This is a genomic window from Ruegeria sp. CDSB113, assembly GCF_059611045.1.
The window spans coordinates 18,585-44,776 of record NZ_JBXWOU010000012.1 but is presented as its reverse complement, the minus strand read 5'-3'; the positions used below and the strand labels follow the sequence as shown (position 1 = coordinate 44,776).

The window sequence follows — 26,192 nt, the reverse complement described above, 5'->3', positions numbered from 1 at the left end:
GTTACCACAAGCCCTATGGCAACTCCCATCATGCCTGACACCATCTGGCAAAAGACTGGCACCGAGTGCCAAACGGCGGTTGGCAGCGATCAAACGGCGGCAGCACAAGGGCATCGGCCACGCACCTACCGCCATACGGCAACTGGCGTTCGGCAGGCGGAAAACGGTTGCGCCTCGTACAACAGATCGTGTACGTCCTACGCTTACTTTGCGGGATATTAGTGAATGTAGTACCGACATTCATTGGGACTTGCAGTCGGCTTACAGTTCAACTTACCATTGAATCACCATATGCGCGGCCTGCGGGGGCCTCGCCCGATTTCTGATCGAGGAGAGCCGCCCCGATGCCGTCTGGCATACCCAAATCACTCGTAAAATCCATGCGCTTTGACGAGGACGAATGGGCGTTCCTAGAACAGCGCAGGAAGGCCATGCGACTGCGCAGCGTCACCGGCCTGGTGCGTATGTGCCTGCGTGTGGCCTTCGGGATTCCGACCAAAGAAGAATTCCGGACGCTGCAGTTCAAAGAGCACCTGGCTCAGCTGATCGGCATGGCCAACAACCTTAACCAGATGACCAAGGCTGCGAACGCAGGGAAGTTCCGGCTCAACAAGCGCACCGAAGATCAGATCGAGGCCATGAAGGTCGAGATCCGCGAGTTGCGTCAGTTGTTCGTGGATTACTCGGATGCGGCCCGTGCACGATCTTTTACCCGCGCTCTTGAAATTGAGCGGCTGGCGGAAATCCAACGCGCGCATCGTGTGTCACCCAACGCAAAGAGTGACGGATGACCAGCTTGACCACCGCATATGATCCGGCCTGGGACGCGCTCTTTGGAGAGTTTCAGTTGATCCCGGATCTGAAGCCGCGGCCTGGTCAGAACCTTGCGCGGTCACATCGTCGGCCGGCACAACGAGCGAGCGCATCCAGTGGGGCAGCTGGCATGATCGCCAACGCTCTGCTGACCAATCAGGCGGTGGTCAAGGTTGTTCGCGGTGGAAGCGTCACGGCATCCGGGCGTCTGGGTGGCCAGCTGTCTTACATCACCCGCAAGGGCACCATTGAAATGGAACGCGGCGATACCGGCGAGCTGACGCATGGGATGGATGGCCTGCGCGACGTGCAGGACGACTGGGCGAAGGATTGGGCCCAGATGGATGCGCGTGTCACCAGCTACACCTACCATGTGATCCTGTCCTACCCCAAGGACACGGACCGGGAGGCCGCCAAGCAGGCTGCGCGCAGTTTTGGCGAGCGGTTGACGAACGGCGAGTATGGCGACCGCTACAAATACGTCATGGCCCATCACGACGACACTGGGCATCCACATACGCATCTGGTGATCAGCCGGGCAGGGGCCTTGGGCAAGACTCTTCAGCTGAGCCGGTACGGGATCACCCCCCAAGGTCTACGCGACCTGCAGGTTGAGACCGCGCGGGACGTTGGCATTGTCCTGACCGCGACCAGCCGGTTTAGCCGCAACCTGCGCCCCGAGCGCGAAAGTAGCGCACGGGTGCATGCGCGGCGCGACGGCCGGGATCTGCGTGAGCGGCCAGCCCAAGAGCGGCGCAGCGGTTTCCCTTTCTATGGCATCGGCCGCGAGCAGCCGATTGCACCGGACCAGCTGCGGGTCCTGAACGACCAACGCAATTCCGAATACGCCGCTTTGGGCGAAACACTCCAGTCACATCAGGCCGGGGTCGCGCAGGGCATTTTCACAACCCAATACCCAGGGCGTGCCGAGACCCTGGGCAATTTTTCAACGGCTGTTCTCGGCGCAGCCAAAATCCTGTTGCGGGGCGGGGTTCTCAACAATGAGGAAATCGACATGAACGCTCAAGTTGCCAACCAGATGGACCCGACCCACGCGTCAGGAATAGACGGCGAGATGAAGGCCATTGGAACCGATGTCCGTGGATTTATCACAGGCATGGACGCCAAGGCCGAGGCAATGGAGGATGAAGAAAAGCGCATCCAGACGGAGGCTGCGATTTCTCGTGTCCTGCGGGATTATGAACCGCTGATGGATGAAGAGACCAAGACGTTCTTTGGCAAACGCCTGGAGCGGGACGATGAGGTCGAAGTTGGCCGCGATGACATCGATCCGACACGTCAGCGCAGAGCCGCCGAACAGGATGCAACAGATCCATCACGCACCCAGACAATCGGACAGGAATGGGCAGGCTCAAGTGATCGGGAGCGGGCCGATGCAAACGATCCGCGCAGCGCGGCCACCAATGCTGTGCTGAAGGATGCCGACATGCAAGTGGCTGAGCGGTTCGAAGCGATGGGCATTAATGGCGATCTGGTGTTGTCGCGCATCCGCAATGGCGCTGACGTGGATAAGCAGACCCGCGAGAACTGGTTTGAACGCGATGTTAAGACCTTGGCCAACGCGCATTCGCTTAGCGAGAGCCAAGCACGGATCGACATGAAGGCCGCGTACAAAGATGCCGCTGAGACTTACCGCGATGCCCGTGGTGAAATCCGTGACATCAACCGCGCCTTTGCAGAGGGTAGGGGAGACGACTTCCTGCAGGAGAAGATCAAGACCGGCGTTCAGGACGAAATGCAGAGGATGAAAGGGCAGGGCTTCGACCGGGCTGCTATCGGTGGACGTTTGCTTGAAATCGAGGATCGCGTACAAGAGCGGGTGACAGGCCGCGCGCCGGATCGGAGAGCGGGAGAAGCGCGCCCGGGCCCGGAACGTCAAAGCCAGGTCCCAGATACTGGCGCCGCCAGCACCGCACCGCAACGTCCCGACCTGGACGCAGGCGTGCGGGGGCAGATCGTCAATGCAGGGTCTGCGCTCTACAAAGAAGACGAGAAAGACAGCATGTCACCTTATGTTGATCTGAAGGTGGACGGCCGCGACAAACCGTTCCGTGTCTGGGGCGTTGATCTGCCCGACATGATGCAGCGCGAAAACCTCAACATTGGTGACACCGCCACACTTGCCCATGACGGGTACAAGAGGGTGACGGTCAGCAAGATCGATCCCGAGACCGGCGAAGCGAAGACTATCGAGGCAAACCGCCGGGCATGGAAAGCAACCGACATCGAGCGCGTACCGCGCGACAACGATCGGTCACAGGAACAGGCCCTGTTACCAGATGTTGCGAATGCAAAGGCAGGTGAGAAGACCCAGCAGGACCGCGCCGTTCGGCAGGAGGTCTCCATTGAAACCGGTGTCACGGGTGTCATTGTCGATGCCAAAGAGGCTCTGGTGCGCCCCGATGATCCAAACAGCAAATCGTTCTATGTCGATATGAAGGTAGAGGGCAAAGACGAGCCAGAGCGGATCTGGGGCACCGCCCTGCAGGACCAGATGGCACGGAACAATATTTCAATCGGTGACACGGCCACATTCGTCAAAGCGGGCAATGAGGAAGTCACCCGGTCACGCCGGAACCCTGAGACGGACGAGCCGGAGCGCGTCAATGTCACCCGCACGGCCTGGGATGTGAAAAACCTCGATCGACAAATTGACCGTGATCCGGTTGTGCAAGAGCAGCGGCGCCGGGAACGGGAAGAACGCGCCAAGGGCGACCGGAGTGTGAGCCGATGAGCCGTCATCTCGAAAGTACATTGAATCGGGTATTCGGAGGGCAATTGCTCTCCGATCCTCTCTTGTCCGAAATCGTCCTGAACCCGGACTGTCGGGTCTGGATTGAGCGCAGCGGCGAGCCCGCCATGCGTCAGCTGGACGAGCCCATGGGAGAAGACGACGCTTTGGCGCTCGCGCAGGACCTTGCGGGCGGTAATCCTATTTCAGAAAAAACACCGCTGGCCGGGTCGCAGTTTGAAATCGACGGGTCACTGTGGCGGGCGCAGGTTGCAGTCAAACCCGCCGTGGAAGATGGTGTTGCCTTTGCCTTGCGTCGAGCCGTGGCAAAGCAACTCTCGCTCGATGATCTGATGCAGGGCTTGCCGGACCTGGACGCCAATATGGACGATCTGATATCCGGCGTTGATCCCGCCGATGAGGCTGTGTTCGACGCCTACGAGAACAAAGGTTTTGGCGATTTCTTGCGCGCGGCCGTCAAGGCCAAATGGAACATCCTTTTGTCGGGTGGGACATCCTCTGGCAAAACGACTTGGTTGCGCACCTGTCTTGGTGAAGTTGACCACTCAGAGCGGATCATGACCATAGAAGACGTGTTGGAGATCCGACCCAGCCAGCCCAATGCGGTGTCTCTTGTGGTGAACAAGAACGCATCGAGCAGCGATCTATTGAAAGCGTGCCTGCGATTTCGGCCGGAACGGATCATCATGGGAGAGCTGCGCGGGGCCGAAGCCTATGATTTTCTGTCCGCCATCAACTCGGGCCATCCGGGCGGGATCTCGACCTTGCATGCGGCCTCGCCAGAATCTGCGCTTTCTCGTTTGGCGTTGATGGTCCTGCAGGCAGATACAGGCCTGACTTACTCCGAGATCCTTGAATATTGCCGGTCGATGATCGACGTGATTGTGCAGTTTCGGAAAGCGGGGGATCAGAGGCGCCCGGTTGCCGTCAGGGTGCTCAGGGAGAAAGTAACATAGGGAGTCTTTCGAACAGCCGCGCGTGGAGTCGACCAGGTAACGGTTGTTGGACAACGCAACTCTCGAGCAGGGTCAAGCCGACGTTCATGCATCTCGCGGAGAATGGCGGGAATGAGCCCTGAGCGGAAATGTCAAAATCTAGCTGCGCGCGCTCGCAGCACAGATTTTGCCGCGCGCGCATCGTCTTCAAAAAGGCAACGTGGTTTGAATAGCGGCCATTCGTGCATTCTGCCGCAGGAAACAAAGCGCTACGACCCGTGGGTGGATCTGTCATCCAATCTGCACGTGGGTAGAGATCTTCATGACATACAAATCCTCGCAAAAGATGAAAAATACTGCAACTGAGACCGTCATGTGACATCGCTTGAAGGAATCAAGCCGGTTAGCAGGCGTTAATCGCAGGAGGCGCTGTAGCAAGTTGCACGTTGATGACGGTGTCGAGGTTCTCTCCAAGCAAGCAGCCTCGGTTACGCGGCCTCATAAGCCAGCCTTTGAGAGTACCGCAGAGGACCTGGGCTTCGATTGAGGAACTGGCCAGAACGTACCACATCAAGACATGTTAAGGCTGTGCAGCCGCAAAGCTGGTGATCAACCTCATTGACCGCCTATGCCATAGGCAAGGCCACGATCTCTCCTGCGCGTGATTTTCCATCCGGTGTCCTGATTCGGACGGCCTGACCGATATCCCAAAAATCGCGGTCGATCATCGACAGGCCGATGTTGGCCTTTAGGCGTGGAGACCAGATGCCCGAGGTGATTTGCCCGACCTGCCCGTCCCCAGCAAGGACTGGCCAGGGTTTCGAGCAGGTCGGAACAGGGTCGCCGCCGAATTTCAGACCTCGGATTTCCTGCGAAACGCCTTTGGTCGAAATCTCCTGCAACGCCTTCAGGCCAACGAAATCGATGCTGCCATCCAGCACACAGAACTTACCAAGCCCCAGGTCAAGGGGGGTGTTTTCACGGGTCATTTCATTGCCATAGGAAAACAATCCACCTTCGATCCGTTCGATCAGATTTGGGCAGCCTGGCGAGATGTCGAAAGCCTGCCCAGCGTCCCAGATCGTATCCCAGAGGGCTGCACCCAGCGATCCGTCATCAAGATAGATTTCAAAGCCACCCTGACGCGAATACCCCGAGCGGGCGATCACCTGACTGGTACCCATGAAATCAAATCGGCCATATTTGAAGAAACCGACCTTTCGAACATCTTCGCCGAAAATGCTGACCAGCAGGTCCTCGGCCTTGGGTCCCTGGACCGCCAGAGGAGAGACATCCGGTTCGTCGATCTCGACATCCAACGCCATCCCGATCGCAAGACCCATCGCGTAGAGAAGCACATCGCTGTCGGCAATCGAAAGCCAAAACCGATCGTCGGCAATCTTGAGCATGACAGGGTCGTTGATCATACCGCCCTGATGATCGACGATGGGAATGTAATAGCAATCACCCACATTGGCTTTGGAGATGTTGCGGGGCGTCATCAGTTGCACCAGATGCTCTGCATCGGGCCCGGCGATCTGAACCTGGCGCTGGCAGGACACATCCCAGATCTGCACATGCGCGCGCAGGTGCCAGTAATCCTCTTCCACGGATCGTTGAAACGCCTTGGGCAGAAGCATGTGATTGACCACTGAAAACCCGCGCACACCAGCCTGCTCGACACGGTCCGTATAGGGCGTGCGGCGAATGCGGCGGGACATATTTAGACCGTCGGCCATGGAAATATTCCTCTGGTTTAACCTGACGCCCAGGTAGAGTAGCTGTTTGGGTTAAGGATGACAGGCATGTGGTATTTGCCATGCGGGTCAGGCATCGAAAACCGCAGCACAATTTCGCCAATGATCCGCTCGCGGCCCTTTGGCAGGCCGCGCGCGGCCCAATACGCACTGGTTTGGAAGGTGAGCTCGTAGGTATCCGCCGGGCTGGACCCGCTGAGGTCTACCTGTTGTGAAAGCCGCCCGCCAGCATCCATTTCGGTGACAAACAACGGGTCCGTGTCGCCCATCCGGGACAGGCTTACCGCGATGCCACCCGCATGTGTGCCATCGGTCCCATTCAGCGTATGTGAACTGACCACAGCCATTATTCGATCGAGGCCTTGTCGCGCTTGTCGGCCGTTGCGGCCACGATCGGGCTGATCACCCCGCGTGCCTTGACGTTGATACAGGCTGTCTTCCCGCTGGCAATCGCGCGCTGAATGGCGCCGGACAGGTCCTCGCGCTTTGTCACTAGTTCACCATAGCCCCCCATGCCTTCGAACATTGTATGGAACGGAATGTCCCGAAAATCGGTGGCATAGTGCTGACCGTTGGAGAACAGCTTTTCCTGCTGCTGGCTGATGCAGTCGAGTCCGCCATTGTTGTCGATCACAACAACGATTGGGCGGTTTTCTTGAAAACAAGCCTCAATCGACAAACCGCCCGACAAGAAGGCCCCATCGCCCGACACCAAGACAACAGTCTTGTCGGGATGCACATTCTTGGCCGAGAGCGCGAAGGACACGCCAACCCCCAGCAGGCTGTAGTTGCCCGGATGCATGATCCCGCCAAGCTTGAGCCCGCGTGAAGCGGCGATATTGGTGGCAATCTCGTTCCAGAAATGTGTGTTGCCGCCGTCAAAGACCAGCCAGTCGCCGTCCTTCATCTCGGCCTGAACATCGACGCCCAATTGAAGGGGATGCATCTTGCGCCCTTCCGCCAGATCAATGGCGGCTTCGGCGTCGAGGTGATCGCTCCATTCCTGCACCCAATCCTTGCGCCGCTGGATTTGCAGGTCAAACCAGCTGTCCCATGTTTTGTCGATGTCGGCCAAAGCCTCAAGGAAGGCACCGGGATCAGACAAAAGCTGAATGTCGGCGCCAAAGTTATACTCCAGCTCTTCGTGGCTGCCATTCACACAGATCAGCTTGGTGCCTTCCGGGATGAACGGCGGGTTGCCAAAGTTCATTTGGTTGTCCAACCGGCATCCCACCATGATCACCACATCGGCCTCATGAATGGCCGGTTTCGAGGGATGGAATTGATGGAAATCGGCAAGCCCGATGTAACATTCGGACGCTTCGCCAAGATTCTTGGTGTGATAGGGCACGTTATAGACCGGCATCCTCAGCGCGGTTCCTGCGGCGTCCAGCTTGTCTTCGGATTTCGTCCACCAGACGCCATGCCCGGCGATGATCAGCGGCCGTTCGGCGGCTTTGATCGTGTCCAGCACCTGCGCCAGAACCGATGGATCAGGCCAGGCGCGCGGCACGGGGCGATCCGAGCGGTCAAAGGGGCGTTCGCCCCGTCCCACATCTTCTTCGAATGACGAAAACATGATGTCCACCGGCAGTGCCAGATGTACCGGCCCGGGATAACCGGTGGTGGCAGCGGTCCAGGCGCGGTCGACAAACTCGCTGATCCGTTCGCCATCCACGATCTGCTCCGAGTATTTGCAAAGCGGCGCGGCAATTGCCACATCATCGATTTCCTTGAACCCGCCAGAGCCCTGGCGCTTCAGCGTGGAAGATCCGGTAACAAAGATCACCGGAGAGCGCTCACCCCAGGCTTCCAGCATCGCGGGCACGGCGTTGGCAAAACCTTCGGGCCCGACCAGACACAGCGACGGTTTACGGGTAATCCGCGTATGGCCGTCCGCCAGGTGGCCTGCTACCTGTTCATGCGGGCAGTTGATCACCGGCATCTGGCATTCCATGAAGCCTTCCAGCGCTGGGTTGCAGAACCCGCCTGCAAGGGTAAAGGCATGGTCCACGCCCTTTTCTTTGAATGCGCGCGCCAGTATCGCACCGCCCCGGATTTTTGATTGTGCATTCATTCGTGGTTCGGCCTCCTTGGGCCTTTGGCGTTACTTTGCTACGGATTTAATCTGGGTCACATTTTCGGCGGCGGAACCGGCCTCGGCGCCATGCAGGATGCTGGCTGACACCGCCGAGATGTCATTCAATCCTGTCTGGGCAAGTGTCAGGCTCAGGTCGTCAGCAAAAATTTTAACAAGCGCATTCAGACCTTTGGAGCCATCTGCACCCAGAGCATAGAGCGCCGGGCGGCCAATCATGACAAAGTCAGCCCCCTTGGCCAGCGCCTTTACGATGTCCTCGCCATTGCGAACGCCACTGTCGAACAAAAGCGGATAATCCGGCCCAACAGCGTTTCGGATACCCGGGAGCAGATCAATCGCTGCCGGAGCACTGTCCAACTGACGCCCACCATGGTTGGAGACATAGACCGCATCAGCACCGGCCGCCTTTATACGCAGGGCATCCTGTGCGGACGTGACGCCCTTCACAATCAGGTTCCCCTGCCAATTCGCTCGCAATCGGTCCAGGAAATCCCAATCGGCTCCGGCCCGGCTGGCGCTGCGGTCAAACCGGGTGCCGTCCTTGCCTGTGTCAAAGTTTCTTGGTCGCGGGGCACCGTGCCACAACGTGGACACGGACCACCTCGGATGGGTGGCAAAATCCCAAAACAGTCTTGGACCGATGCGAAACGGCATGGAAAACCCGTTTCTCAGATCCCGCACCCGGCGAGAGACTTCAGGGACATCCACGGTCAGGATCAGGTTGCGGTAACCTGCGGCTCGTGCGCGTTCAACCATCTCCAATGCCTGTTCGACGGGGCCTCCGACATAGAGCTGGAACCAGGCATTCTCGCCGGCCCACTCCCGCATGTCTTCGATCGAGGTTGAGGCCGCAGACGACAAGCAAACGGGAATGTTGAACATGTTTGCCGCCTCGGCGATAGCGCAATCGGCACCCGGCCAGGACAGATTGCACATGCCCATAGGGGCAATCCCAAATGGCAGATCAAAGCCCTGTCCAAGAATCGACTTTCTTAGCTGCCGGTCTCTGACGTTTTCCATGACCTTGGGTTGCAGTGTTATCTCGTCAAAGCGCGACTGATTGCGCGACGTCGCCACCTCTCGACCAGCCGCACCTTCAACGAAATCGAAGATGACTTTCGGCTGTCGCCGTCGGGCATGGCACCGGGCATCCTCGGTCGAGAAAATGCGCCTGCTGAAACTGGCATTTATGTCAGCTGTCTTTGAAATCGGCCTGGTCCTGCGATCTGCATTCATGCGTGGATACACTGTTGTCAGATTGGAAAATTCGCCTCCAATCGAAATTCATGCGTGATGCATTTGAAAATTCTATGAGATGCTGATTTCCATACGGATCGTGAGTTCTGAGCTTAGCCATTGATCGCTTCCGCTCCCAGATCGCCGCCCTGCATTTTCTCCAGCTGTTCCAATGCTATGTGGCAACGAATGGCATGACCATTCTGTTTCTGGCGCCACGGCGGCACGTCAGTGTCGCAAATCGTCCCCACCTTGTGCGGACACCGGCGCTGAAACGGGCAGCCTTGTGCGGGCGGCGCCAGTTCCACAACATCATCCGCGCTCAGCATTGGCCTGACATCGGGGTCAGGCTCCAATACAGCCCCCAGCAAAACCTCGGTATAAGGATGCGACGGCATTGCATAGACATTCGCCGCTGGTCCCATTTCGCACAGCCGCCCCTGATAGAGCACCGCGACCCGGTCTGACAGGGCCCGCACGACCGCGAGATCATGGGAAACAAAGACATAAGTTGTGCCCTGATCCTGTTTGAGATCGTTGAGAAGGTCCAGCACAGCGGCCTGAACCGAAACATCCAACGCCGAAGTAACCTCATCGCAGAGAACTAGTTCAGGCTCTGCCGCAAAGGCCCGCGCAACCGCAACACGCTGCTTTTCACCCCCCGACAACTGACTGGGAAGGCGGTCGAGGTAATGCGCGCCAAGCCGAACGCGCTCCAGCAATTCTGCGCTGCGATCGTGCAGCGCCTGACCGGACAGCCCGAAATACAGTTTCAAGGGTTGCTCGAGTATCTCGGCAATGGTGTGGCGCGGGTTCAGGCTTTCGTCTGGGTTCTGAAAGATAAGCTGAATGCGGCGCAGATGATCAGGGCCGCGTTTTTCGACTTCCGGTTGCAGCGGATCACCGTTGCCGAATTCAATCGTGCCCTGGGCGGGCGGCAATAGCCCTGCTGCCGTTTTCAGGATGGTCGACTTGCCACTGCCGCTCTCGCCCACAAGCCCAAGGGTTTCACCCTTCTTGAGTGCAATGGAAATGTCATCGACGGTCGCCGGTCTATTTGGCGAGTGCGCGCGCCAGCGGTCAAAGAGGCCTGGTTTGTCATAACGGATCGCCACATCTTGCAAACGTAACACCGGGTCCGCGTCCAGATTGGCGGCGCGAGACATTTTGCCACCGGGCACCATCGACAGGCGGTGCGACTGATCGGCGTGATGGCACCTGACCAAAGCCCCATCGGGGCCCGCTTCGAGGGGTGGACGACTGGATCGGCATATCGCACTGGCGATGGCACAGCGATCGACAAACGCACAGCCGTCTCCGGCACCTCCAGGTGCTGGTGGTCTGCCGTGCAGCGCGGTCGGCAAATGTGGATCACTTAACTTGGGGATCGAACTGAGCAACCCGCGGGCATAAGGATGGGTCGGTGTTTTCAAAACCTGCCGGGTTGTCCCTTCCAGAACGATCTCGCCCGCATACATCACAACAACCCGGTCGCAAACCTGCGCGATAGCCCCCAGATCGTGGCTAACATAGACCATCGCCATGCCGGTTTCGGCAGCCAGATCCCGAAGCAACTCCAGAATATGGGCCTGTGTCGTCACATCCAGCCCTGTAGTCGGCTCGTCCAGAAGAAGTGCGTCGGGTTCTCCTGCCAAGGCCATCGCAATTGCGGCGCGCTGTTGTTGACCCCCCGAAAGCTCGTGCGGGAAGCGGGTGAAAATCGCTTCCGGGTCGGGTAAACGTACCTGCGCCAGCAATTGCAGCACACGGTCACGATGCCGTGCCGGGTCAATTTTGCTGTGCAAACGCAACGCTTCGGTCAACTGCGCGCCGATCCGCAACGTTGGTGTCAGGGACTGCCCGGAATTCTGCGGCACCAAGCCCAATTTGCCGCCACGCAAACGCTCAAGCTGGGTTCGACCGAGTGCAAAGAGGTCCTGATCTTGAAAGTGGCAGGAGCCGTTCAGCACGCGCAAACCGCGTTTGAGAAAACCCATGGCGGCCAACGCCAATGTGCTTTTGCCGGACCCGCTCTCGCCAACCAGCCCCACGGTTTCACCCGGGCGCACAGCCAGATCGATATTCCGCAGAACCGGCAGGGTCCGACCGGCCCGGCCTGTAAAGCCGATCGAAAGATCGTCAATGTGAATGATAGGAGCGGTCACCATCTTATACCGGAGCCTTCTGTGCACGGTCGATGCCAAGCGCCTTTGCCAAGGCATCCGCCGTCAGGTTTATGCCAATGATCAGGGATGAGAGCGCGATGACCGGCCCCAACACACCCCAGGGCGCAAAGGACATGAAGCCACGCGCATCCGCGATCATCAGGCCCCAGTCAGGCGTTGGGGGCGATACGCCGAACCCAAGGAATGAGAGGGAAGAAAAAGCCAGTAGCATCCACGACCAGCGCATCGCGCCTTCAACCATCAAGGTGTCCAAGACATTGGGCAAAATCTCTTTGCGCATGATTGTAATGCGCGTCTGGCCACGCGCCCTCGCGGCGGACACGAAATCGCGCGCGACAACATCATGGGTCGCGGCGCGCGCAATTCGGATGACGGGGATGCCGTAGAAAAACGCCAGTGTCGGGATCAATACCTCGATGCCCGTTCCGAAGGTCACAATCAGCACCAGCATTTTCAGGATCCAAGGCAGGGACAGGAAGGCATCGACAACACGCATCAGGATTTCATCCGTGCGTCCGCCAATCAGCCCGAAGAAAATGCCCAACATTCCCCCCCAAAGAACAGCAACCGGCGTTGCGATACCGGTCACAAGCATCGCCTCGCGCCCGCCCTGTATTGTACGGCTAAAGACATCCCGGCCCAGATGATCCGTCCCCAGCCAGTGATTGGCTTCTGGTCCGGTCAGCATCATTGCCGCGTTCATCTCTTTGTAGTCATAAGGGGCAATGTAGGGGCTGATCAGGGCCATCACGATGTGAAAGACAACAAGGAACAGACCAACCGCACCGGATGGGCGGCTCAACACGTCGCGAAGCACGCTGCGAAGGCGTCCCATGGCGGTGGTTTGCGGGATGACGGTGATGACAGTCACGGGTTTACGTCCTTGTATACAGGGTTCGCAGGCGCGGATTGGCGATCATGGTCAGAATGTCAGCCGATAGGTTCACGCCGACATAGACAGAGGCCACGATCAGTGCGAGCGCCTGAACCACCGGAAGGTCGCGGTCAGAGATCGCGTCGATCATCATCCGCCCCATCCCGGGGAAATTGAAAACCACCTCGACCACAACGACGCCGCCCAGAAGCCAGGCAATGGTCAGAGCGACCACATTGATTGCGGGCAAGAGTGCGTTTGGAAGTGCATGCCGGAAAACTATGCGCCAGTAGGGAACGCCCTTCAGAATGGCCATCTGAATGTAATCGCTGCTCATGACTTCAATCACGGATGAGCGAACCATGCGCAGGATATGCGCCGTCATCACCATCGACAGCACGATCACCGGCAGGATGATTTCAGGAAAGAATGCGCTGACAGGAGCATCTGCAGAGACCAAAACTATCCCAGGAAGCCACCCCAACCAGGCCGAGAAGATCAGGATCAAGACGGTTGCGGACACAAACTCCGGAATTGTCATTGCGAAAATCGCCGAGGTCGAGACGAACAGATCGATTGGTTTATCCCGCGACAGCCCGGCGATCACGCCCAGGATGATCGCGAGAGGCACACCAACTGCCAAGGCGCAAAAGGCAAGCAAAAGCGAATTTGCCAGACGGGCACTGACCAGCTGTGCGATACTGTCCTGGCCGTTGGCGGAAACACCCAGATCTCCCTGCAGCGCATTCATCGACCATTCCAGATAGCGTTCAACCGCAGGGCGGTTCAGGCCCAGATCTTCACGGCAGTTTTCAAGCAGCTGGCCATGGGCGTCGCGCTCCAGATACGCCGTGCAGGCATCACCCGGCAGGATTTCAACACCGGTAAAAATGATAACCGACACGATGACGACGGTGATGAACCCAAGAAACAGTCTTCTGATGAGCATACGCAGCATGAGCGTTAGACCTCGGCACTAAGGAAATGCTCCGCCCGGAGAGAACCGGGCGGAGCACCGGGAGTTTGGACGTTTATTCTTCGACGGTGATCAGGTGCCAGCGCACGGCGTCGTTTTTCACATTGTCCAAATTCTTGACCCGGGATCCCACACCGACAGTGCGCGTCACGTGATAGGGGATCAGGGTGCCGCCGTTTTCCTGCAGGTAATCCTGCGCAGCGACGTAGAGATCGCGGCGCTTTTCAAAGTCAAGTTCACGGCGTGCATCGGCCAGCATCTGGTCGAAGGCAGCATCCATGAAATAGGATTCATTCCACCTTGCAGTGCTCAGATAGACCTCGTGCAATACCTGATCTGCAGGGCGTTCATTCCAGCGCGTCGCATAGATGTCCTTCTGCATCCAAACTTGGTTCCAGTAACCGTCAGTCGGAGTTTGTACCACATTGACCCTAATACCGGCCTCTGCGGCCTGTGCCTGATAGGCAACCGCCAATGTTGGCCAGGTCGGTTCCAGAGTGGCAACATGAACGTCAATTTCCAATCCTTCAGGATACCCCGCCTCAGCCAGCAGAGCTTTGGCGCCTTCAATATCCTGCTCGCAAGTCATGTCGGCCCGATATTGGTCATTCGGCTCAACCGGCGCGTCACAGGCGACGACACCACCCCCGCCCAGAACCAGATCAACCAAGGCCTGTCTGTCCGCGACCAACCGAAGCGCCTTGCGCACCCGTGGATCGTTGTAAGGTTCTACATCCGTGCGGAAAACCAGGCCCTGCCAATCACCTGTCGGAATTTCCTGCAGTTGAAATTTGTCACTGCCCGCGAGCATCACTTGTTGTTGAGTTGTGATGCCCCGCTCCATGTCAATCTGACCACCCAGCAGAGCCTGAAGACGTGCCTGACCGTCGGGAATACCGATAACTTCCACGCGTGCGACACCAGGTTCGCCTTCCCAATAGTCTGTGTTGGCGACAAGCACCGAGGTGCCCTCGGCGTCGAACGTTTCAACCTTGAACGGGCCAGTCCCTATTCCCGTTGACGCAATGCTGTCGCTCGAGCCTTCGGGAATGATCCGTAAGCGATAGTCCAGCAACTGCAGCGGCATATCTGCGAAGGGCGTATCAAGCGTGAACTTTACGGTCAGGTCGTTGACCGCCTCAACGCTCTGAACCATCTTGATGGCCGACTTGGCGGGTGACTCTGACTCCGGGTCCAGAATTCGACTCAGGGAATACAGGACATCAGCGGCGTCAAAGGCTGTACCATCATGAAATGTGACCCCGTCCCGCAACTCAAAGGTCCATTCGGTTGCATCATCATTGGATGACCAGCTCACCGCAAGATCCGGAGCTGGCTTGCCATCAAGACCGGGGCGAACCAATCGATTCATGACCTTCTCGGTAATCTGACGGACGCGACCGCTTGAGCTCGGATCCAGGCTCGATTGCGCCCCAAACCCATATTCATGCGCCTGCCGGAAAGTCCCGCTAGGCTCGGCATACGTTACGGATGCAGCGAGCAAGGCTGTTGCCGCCGTCATTCCAAACAAGTTCTTCATGGTATTCCTCCCGTTGATTGAATGCTGTCCTGTTAGAAGGATCTTGTTTTTTGGCGCCGATCCGCCTCCCCTGCGGAAAACAGCGTCGCATTCTATGACGACACGTGAACCTGGTTCAGATCCTTATCGACTTTTCATTACCCAGTATTTCTGCGGTGATGCCTGTCGAACAAATACTTAATATTGCGCCACTCATTCGAAAATCGAATGCATTCGGGAAATTCCGTGAGGGTTGACTATGTAAACGGTTGTGAATTGGGCGTGTCGATTTCGACCGGGATCGCCACTTTTTCGCGCCGAAAGCCGAGGGTCCGGACGGCCAAAGCGGTCAACGCAGGAAGTTTTCCACCGTGGAGACTCTGCGCGAGAGGCGGTCGGACAGGATGGACACGAGCTCTAACGCATAGCGCGACAGGTATTCCCTGCCGGGTGAGACGAGGGAAATGTAATATGTCAGGTCCTGTTGAATCGGGCGAAACGCGACACCCCCAATGCGAACCGCTTGTTCTGCGGTAAACGGGTCAGCAATGGCACAGACACCGGTTTCCCTGACCAGCGCAGCAGCGACGTGCATGTTGGTCGCCGACAATCTGGATGCGTCCTGAAGCCGTTGCGACAATGCGCTGTCAATCGACATCATGTCATCCGGGAACGCACCACCGAACGTCACGAAGGTCTCGTTCCTCGCCAGTTCTTCCAGATCCACGGCACCGGACTGTCCGATCAGCGGGTGCTCTTCCGGCATAAGGCAAACATAAGGCGCCGCAGCCTGATAGAGCGTCTCGACACCTTCATAGGGAGGTTGGCGGCCAACGATGCCCAGATCGAGTTGTCGCATTTGGATTTCATTCAGAATGGCGGGCGTGTTTCGCGTGTGCACCATGAAACGGATATCACCATAGCGCTGATACAAGGTGTTTATCGCCTTCGGCAGTTCAAAGGTCGAAACGGATTGAATGGTCCCGATAGAGATCACACCGCCAGCGGATGTACGGATCGAATTTGCCAGATCCTCAAGCCGGTCAACTCCGATGAACATGCCTTCGACGCCGTGATAAAAGGTATTTGCCTCAACCGTCGGTGTCAGCCCGCGGCCGACCCGCAGAAAAAGCGGGAACCCCACCGACCGTTCCAGATCCGAGATCAGACGGCTGACGCTGGGCTGCGAGATATGCATCATCTCAGCCGCTTCTGTGATCGATCCTGATCGCATCGTCGCACGAAAGGCTTCAAGCTGGCGCAAATTCATCTGGTGTTCCCGCTATCCGTCGCGCCGCAAACCTAACGCAGGCCAAGTCAAACTCAACCGGTTTATCTATGCAATCCGGACAATCATTTGTTTTTTGGATGACTCGCAAATCAAATTGAATTTGTTTCGCCACTGGGGGCTGGCTAGCGTTTTCGCAACACAGCCGGATAGTGAGCACCCCGCATGCCTGATCTAGAACTGCCGTCATCACGCTGGATGGATGAAGAGCTGACAATGCTGGCGGATGCCTGTGCGCAGTTCTACGAACGGGAATGCACGCCCCATTACGCGGACTGGGAAACAAAGGGATCATTTCCGCGCGGTCTTTGGTTAAAGGCAGGTGAGATGGGCCTGCTGGGGGCGGAAGTCCCTGAAGAATATGGCGGATTGGGGGGCAGTTTTGCGCATGATGCGGTGATCGCCTATCAAGGCAACCTCGCCGGGATCGATGGCTGGGGCGGTGGTCTCCACAACTCGATCGTGATCCCTTATCTCATTCACTACGGTTCCGAAGATCAAAAAAAGCGCCTCCTCCCGCGCATGATCTCGGGCGATCTGATCGGTGCCATCGCAATGACCGAGCCCGGTGCCGGTTCAGATCTGCAAAACATCAAGACCACAGCGGTCAAAGACGGCAACCACTACCGGATTTCCGGCTCCAAAACCTTCATCACCAACGGCGCTCTGGCCAATCTGATCATCGTTGCAGCCAAAACCGACCCAAAGGCTGGCGGACGCGGCATTTCGCTGTTTCTGGTGGAAACCGACGGGTTGGAGGGATTTCGACGTGGACGAAACCTCGACAAGCTGGGGATGAAATCAAACGATACGTCTGAATTGTTCTTTGATGACATGCGCGTTCCGGCCTCGGCTCTTGTGGGTCGGGAGGAAGGACAGGGTTTCGTTCAGATGATGGAGCAGTTGCCGCAAGAGCGCCTGTTGATTGGCGTTTATGCGGTGGGTCGGATCGAACGGGCTCTGCGTATCACATTGGACTATGTGAGCGAACGCAGCGCGTTCGGCAAAAAACTTGCCGACTTCCAGAACACTCAATTCGTTCTGGCCGAATGCGCCACAGAAGCGACGATTGCAAAGACCTTTTTGGATGCCTGCATTTCCGAACATATCGAAGGCAAGCTGACCACCGAGAAAGCCTCGATGGCCAAATACTGGCTGACAGATTTGCAGGCGAAGATCATCGACCGTTGTCTGCAGCTCTTTGGTGGCTATGGCGTCATGGCGGAATATCCTCTGGAACGGATGTATCGCGACAACCGGATCGAGCGGATCTATGCGGGCACCAACGAGATCATGAAGCTGGTGATCGCGCGTGGATTGCTGAGGGGCTGATCATGGAATTTGGCAGCGATATCCTGATTTGTGAAACATCAAACAATGTTGCGCGCTTGACGCTCAACCGCCCGGCTGCGCGCAATAGCCTGTCCCTTGCAATGCTGGAGCGGCTGCACAGCGCAATATACGCGCTTGGTGCCGACAAAAGCATTCATGTCATTATCCTTGCAGGCAATGGGCCCGCGTTTTGCGCGGGTCATGACCTGAAGGAGCTGACCGCAGCGCGCGCGTCCGAGGATGCAGGGCACGGGTTCTTTGAAAGAACCATGGAGGCCTGTTCGCGACTGATGCAGGCTATTGTGACCTGCCCCAAGCCGGTGATCGCGCAGGTGCATGGCATAGCCACCGCCGCCGGGTGCCAGCTTGTGGCAAGTTGCGATTTGGCCGTGGCCGCGCAAGACGCCAAATTTGCCACGCCAGGCGTCAATATCGGCCTGTTCTGTTCGACCCCGATGGTGGCGCTCAGCCGCAATGTGTCGCGCAAGCGTGCAATGGAGATGCTATTGACCGGAGACATGATCTCTGCCGAACAGGCCGCCGAGTTTGGCTTGTTGAACAAAATCGCAGCGCCCCAGGAATTGGTGGCCGAGACGGACGCTCTGGCGAGCAAGATCGCCTCAAAGGCCCCGGCAACGCTGCGGATCGGGAAAGAAGCTTTTTACCAGCAGGCCGAGATGCCCCTGCAAGATGCCTATAGCTACGCGTCGCGGGTCATGGTCGCCAATATGATGAAGCCGGATGCCGAAGAAGGCATTGAGGCTTTCATCGAAAAGCGCGCGCCGCAATGGCAGCCATTGGGAGAATAGCGCATGGAATGTTGTGGACCGGGTTATGCATCGCCAGCAGCAGCGATTGAGGCACCGCGCGAGAAGTTGCTTTATACGATTGCGATTTATACCGGGACGGGCATCCAGAAACCCGATTATCTGGCCACGGTGGATGTTGACCCGGAAAGCCCGACATACAGCCAGGTGATCCACCGGCTTGAGATGCCAGGGATCGGGGATGAGCTGCACCACATGGGGTGGAACGCCTGTTCGTCCTGCCATGACGACGGTTCGATGAGCCGCAAATACCTTATCCTGCCCGGGGTGCGGTCGAACAAACTGCACATTGTCGATACCGCCACCGATCCGCGCGCGCCGCGGCTGCACAAGATCACCGACGGGGCCGAGATCAAGGCCAAGGCCGATCTTTCGGGGCCGCATACGGTGCATTGTCTGGGCTCCGAGATCATCATTTCGTTTCTGGGTAACGCCAAGGGTGAGGCGCCGGGCGGGTATCTGCATCTGGACAAGGACTTCAACATTATCGGCCGGTGGGAAAACTCGATGGGCGACATCAAATTCGGCTATGATTTCTGGTACCAGCCGCGCCACAACGTGATGGTGAGTTCCGAATGGGCCGCACCCAACACCTTCATGCCGGGGTTTGATCTGGAGGAGGTCGGCCACCTGAAATACGGGCGCGAATTGCATTTCTGGGACTTCGAAAAGCGCGAACCGATTGAGAGCTTCTATCTGGGTGAGGACGGGCTGATCCCGCTGGAAGTCAAGTTCCATCATGATCCGGAGAGTACACATGGCTTCTGTGGGGCTGCACTGTCCTCCAATGTCATTCACTGGTGGAAGGCCGACGCAGGCAAGTGGCAATGGGAAAAGATCATCGATGTTGAGAATGAGATGCACCCCGATTGGCCAATCCCGCTGCCGGGGGTAATGTCGGCCATTCTGGTGTCGATGGATGACAAGTATCTCTACCTGAACAACTGGCTGCACGGCGATATGCGCCAATATGATATTTCTGACCCGCATAATCCCAAACTGACCGGACAGGTCTTCATGGGCGGGCTTTTGGGCAAGGCGCCGGTGGTGAATGGCGTCGAGATGGCGGGTGGACCGCAGATGTTCCAGCTCAGCCTCGATGGGCGGCGGCTCTATGTAACAACAAGCCTGTTTAGTACCTGGGACAATCAGTTTTATCCCGAGATCCGTGAAAAGGGCGGCGTGATGGTGATGATTGATTGCGATCCCGAAAACGGTGGCATGTCTCTGAATCCCGACTTTATCGTCGACTTTGGCCAGGAACCCGGCGGCCCCGCACGGTGTCACGAAATGCGCTATCCCGGCGGCGATTGCACAAGCGATATCTGGCTGTGACTAAATATACCGTCACACTTGCCAACCGCGAGAACGCAACCTTCCAGGTCAATTCTCGCCGTCCGCTGCTGGAGCAACTGAGGGATCAGGGGGTCGATCTGCCCTATGGCTGTGAATATGGCGGCTGCATCACCTGTGCCGCCAAGCTGACGGCCGGTGAGGTAGACCAGCGCCGTCAGGTCGCGCTCAACAACCGCCAGATTGCAAATGGCTATGTGATCCTCTGCGTGGCGCGCGCAACCACTGACATCACGCTTGAGATCGGGGTGGAAAGCCATGACACGCTCTACCGCAACCCATTTCTCGACCCTCTGGACCCTCATGAACTGAAGGCGGATATCGCCACGCCACCGCCCTCAAGTAGCGAAGCGATAGGGCAGAATGAACAGGAGGCGTAAATGCCTGAAGCAGATATCGATCACATCTACGACTATGATCCCAAATACCTGGCTGACATTCTGAAATCCGTCAACACCATTGCCATGGTGGGGGCCAGCGCCGACAAGACCAAGTTCAGCTATGGCGTTCTGCGGCAGCTGCACGAGATCGGCTATGAGATGCTGCCGGTGAATCCGAACCCGAATGTCACTGAGATTCGCGGCATCAAAGTCTACCATTCGCTGGAAGAGATCGACCGCCGCGTCGATATGGTCGAAGTGTTCCGCCCCAAGGAAGAGCTGTATGGCTTCGCCGAGAAAGCTATTGCTATCGGGGCCAAGGTGCTCTGGGGGCAGATCGGTGTCTATGATGACGCGGCCGCGAAGCTTGCCGAGGATGCGGGCCTCAAGGTTGTGATGAACCGCTGTCCCAAGATCGAGCTTTTCCGACCGTTCTGGAAGCCCCGGCTCGATCTGAAAATATGAGGGAGTACCCGCATCACGCTTGCTGCTGTCCCGGGGCAGCGCCGCTCGACTGGCCTCTGGAGGCGCTGATCGAGACCGTGAAGCGGCTGCTGAAACAAGAGGATGACACCGTGTCTCAGACCATTCAGAAAAGTGCCAAAGACCTCGTCAAAGAAGCGCTGGCCACCGTGCCCGCCATCAGCGTCGAAGACGCGCTGCCGCTGGTGAACAGCGAAGCTCATGTCTTTGTTGACCTGCGCGACGGGACGGAACAGGCAAGATCCGGCACCATCCCCGGTGCCGTGGCGTCGTCCCGCGGCATGATGGAATTCCATATCGACCTGGAAAGCCCCGCTCATATCCCAGCGCTCAACCAAGACAAAACCTACGTCTTCTACTGCGCATCGGGTGGCCGTTCTGCACTCGCCGCGCAGGCAGCAATGGAAATGGGGCTGTCACCGGTAATGAACCTCACGGGCGGCGTTGCAGCTTGGAAAAAGGCAGGCGGCGCACTCGACGGGGGTTCGAAATGAGAGATGTGGTAATTTGCTCAGGTGCCCGCACCGCTATTGGCAGTTTTGGCGGGTCACTGGCTGAAACACCGCCCTGCGAACTGGCCACACTGGTCGCGCAAGAGGCTATCGCGCGTTCCGGCATTGCCGCCTCTGCCGTCGGTCAGTCGGTTTTTGGCAATGTCATTCACACTGAGCCGCGGGATATGTATCTGTCGCGCGTGGCCGCGATCGGCGCTGGCATGTCCGAGACAGCTCCGGCACTAACCTTGAACAGGCTCTGCGGCAGCGGGCTTCAGGCGGTGGCCACAGGGGCCGAGCAGATCATGCTGGGTCATGCGGATGTGGTTCTGACCGGCGGTGCCGAAAACATGAGCCGGGTTGGCCATTTGATAAATGCCGCGCGTTTCGGTGCCAAGATGGGTGACATTGGCGCAACTGACATGATGACCGGGGCGCTGACCGACCCGTTCGGCAATGGTCATATGGGCGTGACCGCGGAATACGTGGCCGAAGCCAGCGATGTAAGTCGCGGTGCTCAGGATGCTCTGGCGCAGCAAAGCCACCAGCGCGCCGCCGCGGCAATCAAAGCAGGGCGATTCAAAGAACAGATCCTGCCAATTCGCGTGAGGCTTGGTCGCAAGGAAGTCACTTTCGACACAGATGAACATGTGCGCGGCGATGTCTCGCTGGCAGATCTCGAGAAGCTGCGCCCTGCGTTCAAAAAGAATGGCTCCGTCACCGCTGGCAATGCTTCGGGTATCAATGACGGCGCCGCCGCATTGGTTTTGGCGGCCGAAGATCACGCCGACGCAAGAGGTTTGCCCAAACTGGCCCTTATTCGCGCCGCTTCCCTTGGCGGTGTCGCCCCCAGGGTCATGGGCATGGGACCAGTGCCCGCCGTGACCGCGGCGTTGAAGCGCGCCAAGCTGCGCGTTGGTGACATGGCGTGTATAGAATCGAACGAAGCCTTCGCGGCGCAGGCTTGTGCTGTCTCGGCGGAATTGGGCTTTCCCCCAGAATTCACCAATCCAAACGGCGGTGCCATTGCGCTTGGACATCCCATCGGCGCATCCGGAGCGATTATCCTGATCAAGCTGATCTACGAGTTGCGTCGCACGGGCGGGCGTTACGGCCTGGCCACGATGTGCATCGGTGGCGGACAAGGCATTGCCATGATCGTCGAAAACCCGGATGCGCCAAAATGAGGGCGATCAACAGTATTGCCGTTATTGGTGCCGGGACAATGGGCAGCGGGATTGCCATTTCGGCGATCTGCGAGGGCTTCAAAGTGATGTTGATCGATACATCTTCTGCCTCGCTGGAACGTGCTTTGGCTCGCGCCCAAAAGTACCTGAACCGTCAAGTCGAAAAGAGAAAGATGAGCCGTCGTGCTGCAGCAGAAGCTCAAGCCCGGTTGAGCAGGTCGGACAATCTGTCCGATGCTGCTGGATCAGATTTGATAGTCGAGGCAGTGTTCGAAGATCTGCTGGTAAAGAAGTCTGTTTTTCAGGCGATTGAGGCAGCTGTTTCCCCTTCGACCATTCTGGCAACCAATACGAGCGCCCTAAAAGTGGCAAATATCGGTGCTGAAATGGCGCATCCCGAGCGGCTTTGCGGGATGCATTATTTTAGCCCGGCCGAGGTCAACCCAATTGTGGAAGTCATTAAAGCCGACCAAACGTCATCTGATACCATTGCGGCGGTACTGTCCTTTCTGGCTGAGTGCCAAAAAAAGCCGATCGAGTGCAGCGATCACATCGGATTTGCCCTCAACCGGTTCTTTTGCCCCTACACAAACGAGGCAGCACGTTGTCTGGATGATGGTCTTGGAAACCCGGCACAGATTGATCAGGTCGCAAAAGAGGTGTTTGGCGTGCCCGTCGGTCCTTTTTTCGTGATGAATATCGTCAAACCCGGGATCAACCTCGCCGCTGTGCGGAATCTGGCCTCGCTGGGCGCTTTCTATGCACCTGCCGACAGCCTGAAAAGATGTGGAGAGGCTGATGATAGCTGGGATTTGTCAGATCGCGGAACACCTCTTTCTGCTAACGCGTACAACCAAATCGCTGACCGTTTGAAGGGAGCGGTATTTCTGGCAGTATTGGAGGCATTGGAAGAGGAGATCGCTAAGCCTGAAAGCATAGACCTAGGCGCACGCGAAGCCTTTGCCTTTGCCAAAGGTCCCATTGAAATGATGAAGGGCATTCGTGAGCAAGAAGTGACCCGACTCGTCAACTTGGTTCACTGCCCGCAAGTGGAGCTTTCCTAGAAAACTTGGGAGTTGATGAAGTAAGAGAGCCTTTTGGGACTCTACGGGTCGAAACGAGTTTCCATAGCCGCTTCGGCGAGGCGAGCTGCGTCGCAGCTTCAGGCATACTCCTTTCGTGAATGATCTCCACGTCAGCCATAACTTCGATCACAAAGGGCGGGTGTGTTGGCTCCTTAGTAATCGATCGTTGCTGCGGCAAATGGACGATTCGAAATCCAGCTGGATCAGCGCAGGTGAAGGTCTGGTTCGGTGAAATCCACCGTGATGCCGCAATCTTCGCACTGCGCCTGCAAACAAATGCTGCGTCAGCGAGCACCCGCAAGGGAGATGTCCGCAATGTTCCGCTTCTTGCCAGTTTACGCCCCACGCAGCGAATGGCCACTGATCTTCACGTTTTTGCCGCTGAACAGTGGCATCAGCCTTTTGACCAGCTCGTCAGGTGAGAGCCGATGTGCCAGATCGGCAAGTTCGGGCTCACTGTCCGGGTTGATCGGTGCGAGGTTCAAGAGACTGCCGAGGTTGTCTGCGAAGCCTGGTGCTTTCACAGATTCCATGGCTTGCATCAGCTGGCGGTCCTCGGCGGTTTCCTCGTCATCGGCAGTCTCGCGCGGATCTTCGAAATACCCGTAGCCGGCCACACCTTGATCAAGATATCCGTCATACTCGGGTGGATCGTAAGAGTGTGGTCCGGTGACGGCCGCACGTTGTGACAAGGGCGGTTTGGCGACAGGCTCAGGTTCCGGTTCTTCGGCCTCAGCCGATTTTGACGAGCCGGCATCCTTCAGGAACTCATCATAGCGGGTCACAACTCCATCCTTGACCACGGGCACCGCCGGCCAGGGCTTGCCCATTTGACTGTCACTCAGCGCTTTGAACCGATGATCTTTGTAATAAGACACCCGATTTGTCCGGATCGGGAATATACCCTTGCCGGTGATAATAACCTCTTCCTTGCCCAACCGGCCGATTTCTTCAGGGGTCAGTAACGCCCGGCTTTTTTCCGACCAGCTTTCAGACCGACCGGGCTCTTTCGACCAGTTGCGCCCCGAGACGGATTTCTGCGTAACCGTCTTGTTGCCAAGCACCTTGGACAGCTTTTGCTTGGTTTCTTCCGAATTGGGTGTGAGCCAGACGTGCAGATGCGAACTCTCGGTCAGGATCTCTTCTCCTGCAGGTCCGTAGTGTTCGCGCAGCGAGGCCGGCGATTGAACGACCAGGCACAGCCGACCACCATAGCCGGGCAGGGTGGTCACAGCATCAAGCACGCCCTGCATTTTCCCCAGCGAATGAAACTCATCGATCAGGAACAGGACCGGCAGGAATTCCTCGCCTGAAGCCATGAGCCGTCGACGCAGCGCGTTGATGGCACACTGGATGAATAGACGGACCAAAGGCCGCGACACCTGCTTATGCGCCTCCGGAATCGAGATGTAATAGGTCTGCGGTTTCCAACGCATCGATTCAAAGTCAAAATCATTAGTCTTTGTCGCGCGCACGATCGCGGGGTTGCGCCAGGCATTCAGACCACCACCCATCAGGACCGACAGGTAGATCCCCAATTGCTTGTTGTCCTGACCTGCCATGCGCAGCATCGCGCCTTTCGAAACAGGATCTGGCGTGCGCGGGGCGAGGGCCGCAAACATAGCTTTGTAATCTGGAACCTCATCGTCACCAGCGACCTCCGGCGTCAACACCTGCAGCGCGCGCCCAAGCGAGGGTTCCGGCTCGTTACAAACGATCGCCGCCGCGGCCTCAAATATTTCCTGGGCATCTTCCATCAAAGATACCTCAGCGCCGGTTGTGCTTTTGGAGGCCAACAGCGCCGCGCTGATTTCAGAGATCCGAACAAGCCTGTCTTCGAGGTCCGGCATTGCGGCGACTTCGATCAACGGGTTGAAGCTGTGTGACCGGCCGACAAGCGAGCCGTCCGGATTGTTGGGAAACTGGACATCGAAGGGAGACAAGACCCGAACCTTGTCACCCTTTGCCAGCCGCCGTCGCGACGTGGTTTCAAAGAGTTCGCCTTTCACATCATAGACGATCAGGGAGCCGGGATAATCGAGCAGGGTGGGGACGATGATACCGACGCCCTTACCGGAGCGCGGTGGGCCCGAGACCAGCACCGTGCCTTGATCATCGGTATGGGCGCGCAGGTGCGGGGCCTTTCTCTCCGGTTTGCCCAGCTTGCCCAGAACTAGGCCCCAATCACTGACCAGCCGCGCCGTGCGGATCTCCTTTGCCGTGGCCCATCGCGCATCCCCATGGGCATCGGTTGCGGTGACGCCAAACACCATGCCGCCGAAGAGATAGGCAAGGCCGGCGCCAGTCATCAGCCCGAGGGTGATACCGCCCCAGAGAACCAAATCCCAATCCTTCGGGTGCATAGTATTGCGCTGGCTGAGCAGTAGCCACGGTCGCCATGTCTCAATGTCGCCATTCACCTTCCAGGCTATCAAAAGCGCCGCCCAGAGCGGGATGCTGATGACGCCAGCTGCAATCGTATAGGGGAGGTGGGTCTTTGCCTGTATGGTGCTCATGGCTTTCTCCTTCAGGGCAAGAATGTTGGGGAGGGGGCGCAGGCTTCAACGCAAAGCGGGGTACAACGCCGTTGCAC

General features: G+C 57.7%; 21 protein-coding genes. 11 read left to right on the top strand and 10 right to left on the bottom strand.

Going from position 1 to position 26,192, the window contains the following annotated elements; translation table 11 throughout:
- Positions 1–344 precede the first annotated feature (344 nt).
- From AC2FIS_RS18085 to AC2FIS_RS18075, 3 genes are read left to right on the top strand one after another with little or no spacing between them, the layout of a single operon-like run.
- Positions 345–791: a MobC family plasmid mobilization relaxosome protein gene (locus AC2FIS_RS18085; protein WP_496774769.1), complete on the top strand. Its 447-nt coding sequence runs from the start codon at positions 345–347 to the stop codon at positions 789–791.
- Positions 788–3,568, top strand: coding sequence for a relaxase/mobilization nuclease domain-containing protein (locus tag AC2FIS_RS18080; protein ID WP_496774768.1), 2,781 nt, complete (start codon positions 788–790; stop codon positions 3,566–3,568). Before AC2FIS_RS18085 ends, AC2FIS_RS18080 begins: the two co-directional genes overlap by 4 nt.
- Positions 3,565–4,542, top strand: coding sequence for an ATPase, T2SS/T4P/T4SS family (locus tag AC2FIS_RS18075; protein ID WP_496774767.1), 978 nt, complete (start codon positions 3,565–3,567; stop codon positions 4,540–4,542). Before AC2FIS_RS18080 ends, AC2FIS_RS18075 begins: the two co-directional genes overlap by 4 nt.
- 605 nt (positions 4,543–5,147) lie before the next feature.
- On the opposite strand, the gene AC2FIS_RS18070 is transcribed toward AC2FIS_RS18075, so the two are convergent.
- The 9 genes from AC2FIS_RS18070 to AC2FIS_RS18030 form a co-directional block, all read right to left on the bottom strand.
- Complete coding sequence (locus AC2FIS_RS18070; RefSeq protein ID WP_496692098.1) at positions 5,148–6,260, bottom strand: dimethylsulfoniopropionate demethylase; 1,113 nt, start codon at positions 6,258–6,260, stop codon at positions 5,148–5,150.
- A 17-nt stretch (positions 6,261–6,277) separates the two neighbouring features.
- Positions 6,278–6,625, bottom strand: coding sequence for a hydroxyisourate hydrolase (locus tag AC2FIS_RS18065; RefSeq protein WP_496692099.1), 348 nt, complete (start codon positions 6,623–6,625; stop codon positions 6,278–6,280).
- Positions 6,625–8,355 carry a thiamine pyrophosphate-binding protein gene (locus tag AC2FIS_RS18060; RefSeq protein WP_496692100.1) on the bottom strand — a complete coding sequence of 577 codons (1,731 nt, stop codon included), beginning with the start codon at positions 8,353–8,355 and terminating at the stop codon, positions 6,625–6,627. The genes AC2FIS_RS18065 and AC2FIS_RS18060 overlap by 1 nt, the downstream gene beginning before the upstream one ends.
- A gap of 30 nt (positions 8,356–8,385) precedes the next feature.
- Positions 8,386–9,627 (bottom strand): alpha-hydroxy acid oxidase, encoded by a 1,242-nt coding sequence (locus AC2FIS_RS18055; protein ID WP_496774766.1) that lies wholly within the window; start codon positions 9,625–9,627, stop codon positions 8,386–8,388.
- A 101-nt stretch (positions 9,628–9,728) separates the two neighbouring features.
- Positions 9,729–11,783 carry a dipeptide ABC transporter ATP-binding protein gene (locus AC2FIS_RS18050; RefSeq protein WP_496774765.1) on the bottom strand — a complete coding sequence of 685 codons (2,055 nt, stop codon included), beginning with the start codon at positions 11,781–11,783 and terminating at the stop codon, positions 9,729–9,731.
- Position 11,784: 1 nt separating this feature from the next.
- Complete coding sequence (locus AC2FIS_RS18045) at positions 11,785–12,672, bottom strand: ABC transporter permease (RefSeq protein ID WP_496692103.1); 888 nt, start codon at positions 12,670–12,672, stop codon at positions 11,785–11,787.
- Positions 12,673–12,676: 4 nt separating this feature from the next.
- Complete coding sequence (locus AC2FIS_RS18040) at positions 12,677–13,624, bottom strand: ABC transporter permease (protein ID WP_496774764.1); 948 nt, start codon at positions 13,622–13,624, stop codon at positions 12,677–12,679.
- Positions 13,625–13,706: 82 nt separating this feature from the next.
- On the bottom strand, positions 13,707–15,191 hold the full coding sequence (locus AC2FIS_RS18035) for an ABC transporter substrate-binding protein (RefSeq protein WP_496692105.1): 1,485 nt from the start codon (positions 15,189–15,191) through the stop codon (positions 13,707–13,709).
- A gap of 328 nt (positions 15,192–15,519) precedes the next feature.
- Positions 15,520–16,440 carry a LysR family transcriptional regulator gene (locus AC2FIS_RS18030; RefSeq protein WP_496692106.1) on the bottom strand — a complete coding sequence of 307 codons (921 nt, stop codon included), beginning with the start codon at positions 16,438–16,440 and terminating at the stop codon, positions 15,520–15,522.
- Positions 16,441–16,623: 183 nt separating this feature from the next.
- Here AC2FIS_RS18030 and AC2FIS_RS18025 point away from each other — a divergent pair, with 183 nt between their 5' ends.
- From AC2FIS_RS18025 to AC2FIS_RS17990, 8 genes are read left to right on the top strand one after another with little or no spacing between them, the layout of a single operon-like run.
- On the top strand, positions 16,624–17,790 hold the full coding sequence (locus AC2FIS_RS18025; RefSeq protein ID WP_496692107.1) for an acyl-CoA dehydrogenase family protein: 1,167 nt from the start codon (positions 16,624–16,626) through the stop codon (positions 17,788–17,790).
- Between the two features lie 2 nt (positions 17,791–17,792).
- Positions 17,793–18,599: an enoyl-CoA hydratase gene (locus AC2FIS_RS18020; protein WP_496692108.1), complete on the top strand. Its 807-nt coding sequence runs from the start codon at positions 17,793–17,795 to the stop codon at positions 18,597–18,599.
- 3 nt (positions 18,600–18,602) lie between these two features.
- A complete protein-coding gene (locus AC2FIS_RS18015; protein WP_496774763.1) occupies positions 18,603–19,952 on the top strand; it encodes a selenium-binding family protein in 1,350 nt (449 codons plus the stop codon).
- The gene (locus AC2FIS_RS18010) at positions 19,949–20,350 is read left to right on the top strand and encodes a 2Fe-2S iron-sulfur cluster-binding protein (RefSeq protein WP_496692110.1); all 402 of its coding nucleotides are present in this window, start codon (positions 19,949–19,951) and stop codon (positions 20,348–20,350) included. Before AC2FIS_RS18015 ends, AC2FIS_RS18010 begins: the two co-directional genes overlap by 4 nt.
- Complete coding sequence (locus tag AC2FIS_RS18005; RefSeq protein WP_496692111.1) at positions 20,351–20,815, top strand: CoA-binding protein; 465 nt, start codon at positions 20,351–20,353, stop codon at positions 20,813–20,815. It abuts the gene before it with no gap.
- Entirely contained in the window at positions 20,812–21,327 is a 516-nt protein-coding gene (locus AC2FIS_RS18000; RefSeq protein WP_496692112.1) for a rhodanese-like domain-containing protein, read from the top strand. Before AC2FIS_RS18005 ends, AC2FIS_RS18000 begins: the two co-directional genes overlap by 4 nt.
- Entirely contained in the window at positions 21,324–22,514 is a 1,191-nt protein-coding gene (bktB, locus tag AC2FIS_RS17995; RefSeq protein WP_496774762.1) for a beta-ketothiolase BktB, read from the top strand. Before AC2FIS_RS18000 ends, bktB begins: the two co-directional genes overlap by 4 nt.
- Positions 22,511–23,578 (top strand): 3-hydroxyacyl-CoA dehydrogenase, encoded by a 1,068-nt coding sequence (locus AC2FIS_RS17990; protein WP_496692114.1) that lies wholly within the window; start codon positions 22,511–22,513, stop codon positions 23,576–23,578. The genes bktB and AC2FIS_RS17990 overlap by 4 nt, the downstream gene beginning before the upstream one ends.
- Before the next feature lie 356 nt (positions 23,579–23,934).
- On the opposite strand, the gene AC2FIS_RS17985 is transcribed toward AC2FIS_RS17990, so the two are convergent.
- Complete coding sequence (locus tag AC2FIS_RS17985) at positions 23,935–26,115, bottom strand: type IV secretory system conjugative DNA transfer family protein (protein ID WP_496774761.1); 2,181 nt, start codon at positions 26,113–26,115, stop codon at positions 23,935–23,937.
- Positions 26,116–26,192 lie beyond the last annotated feature (77 nt).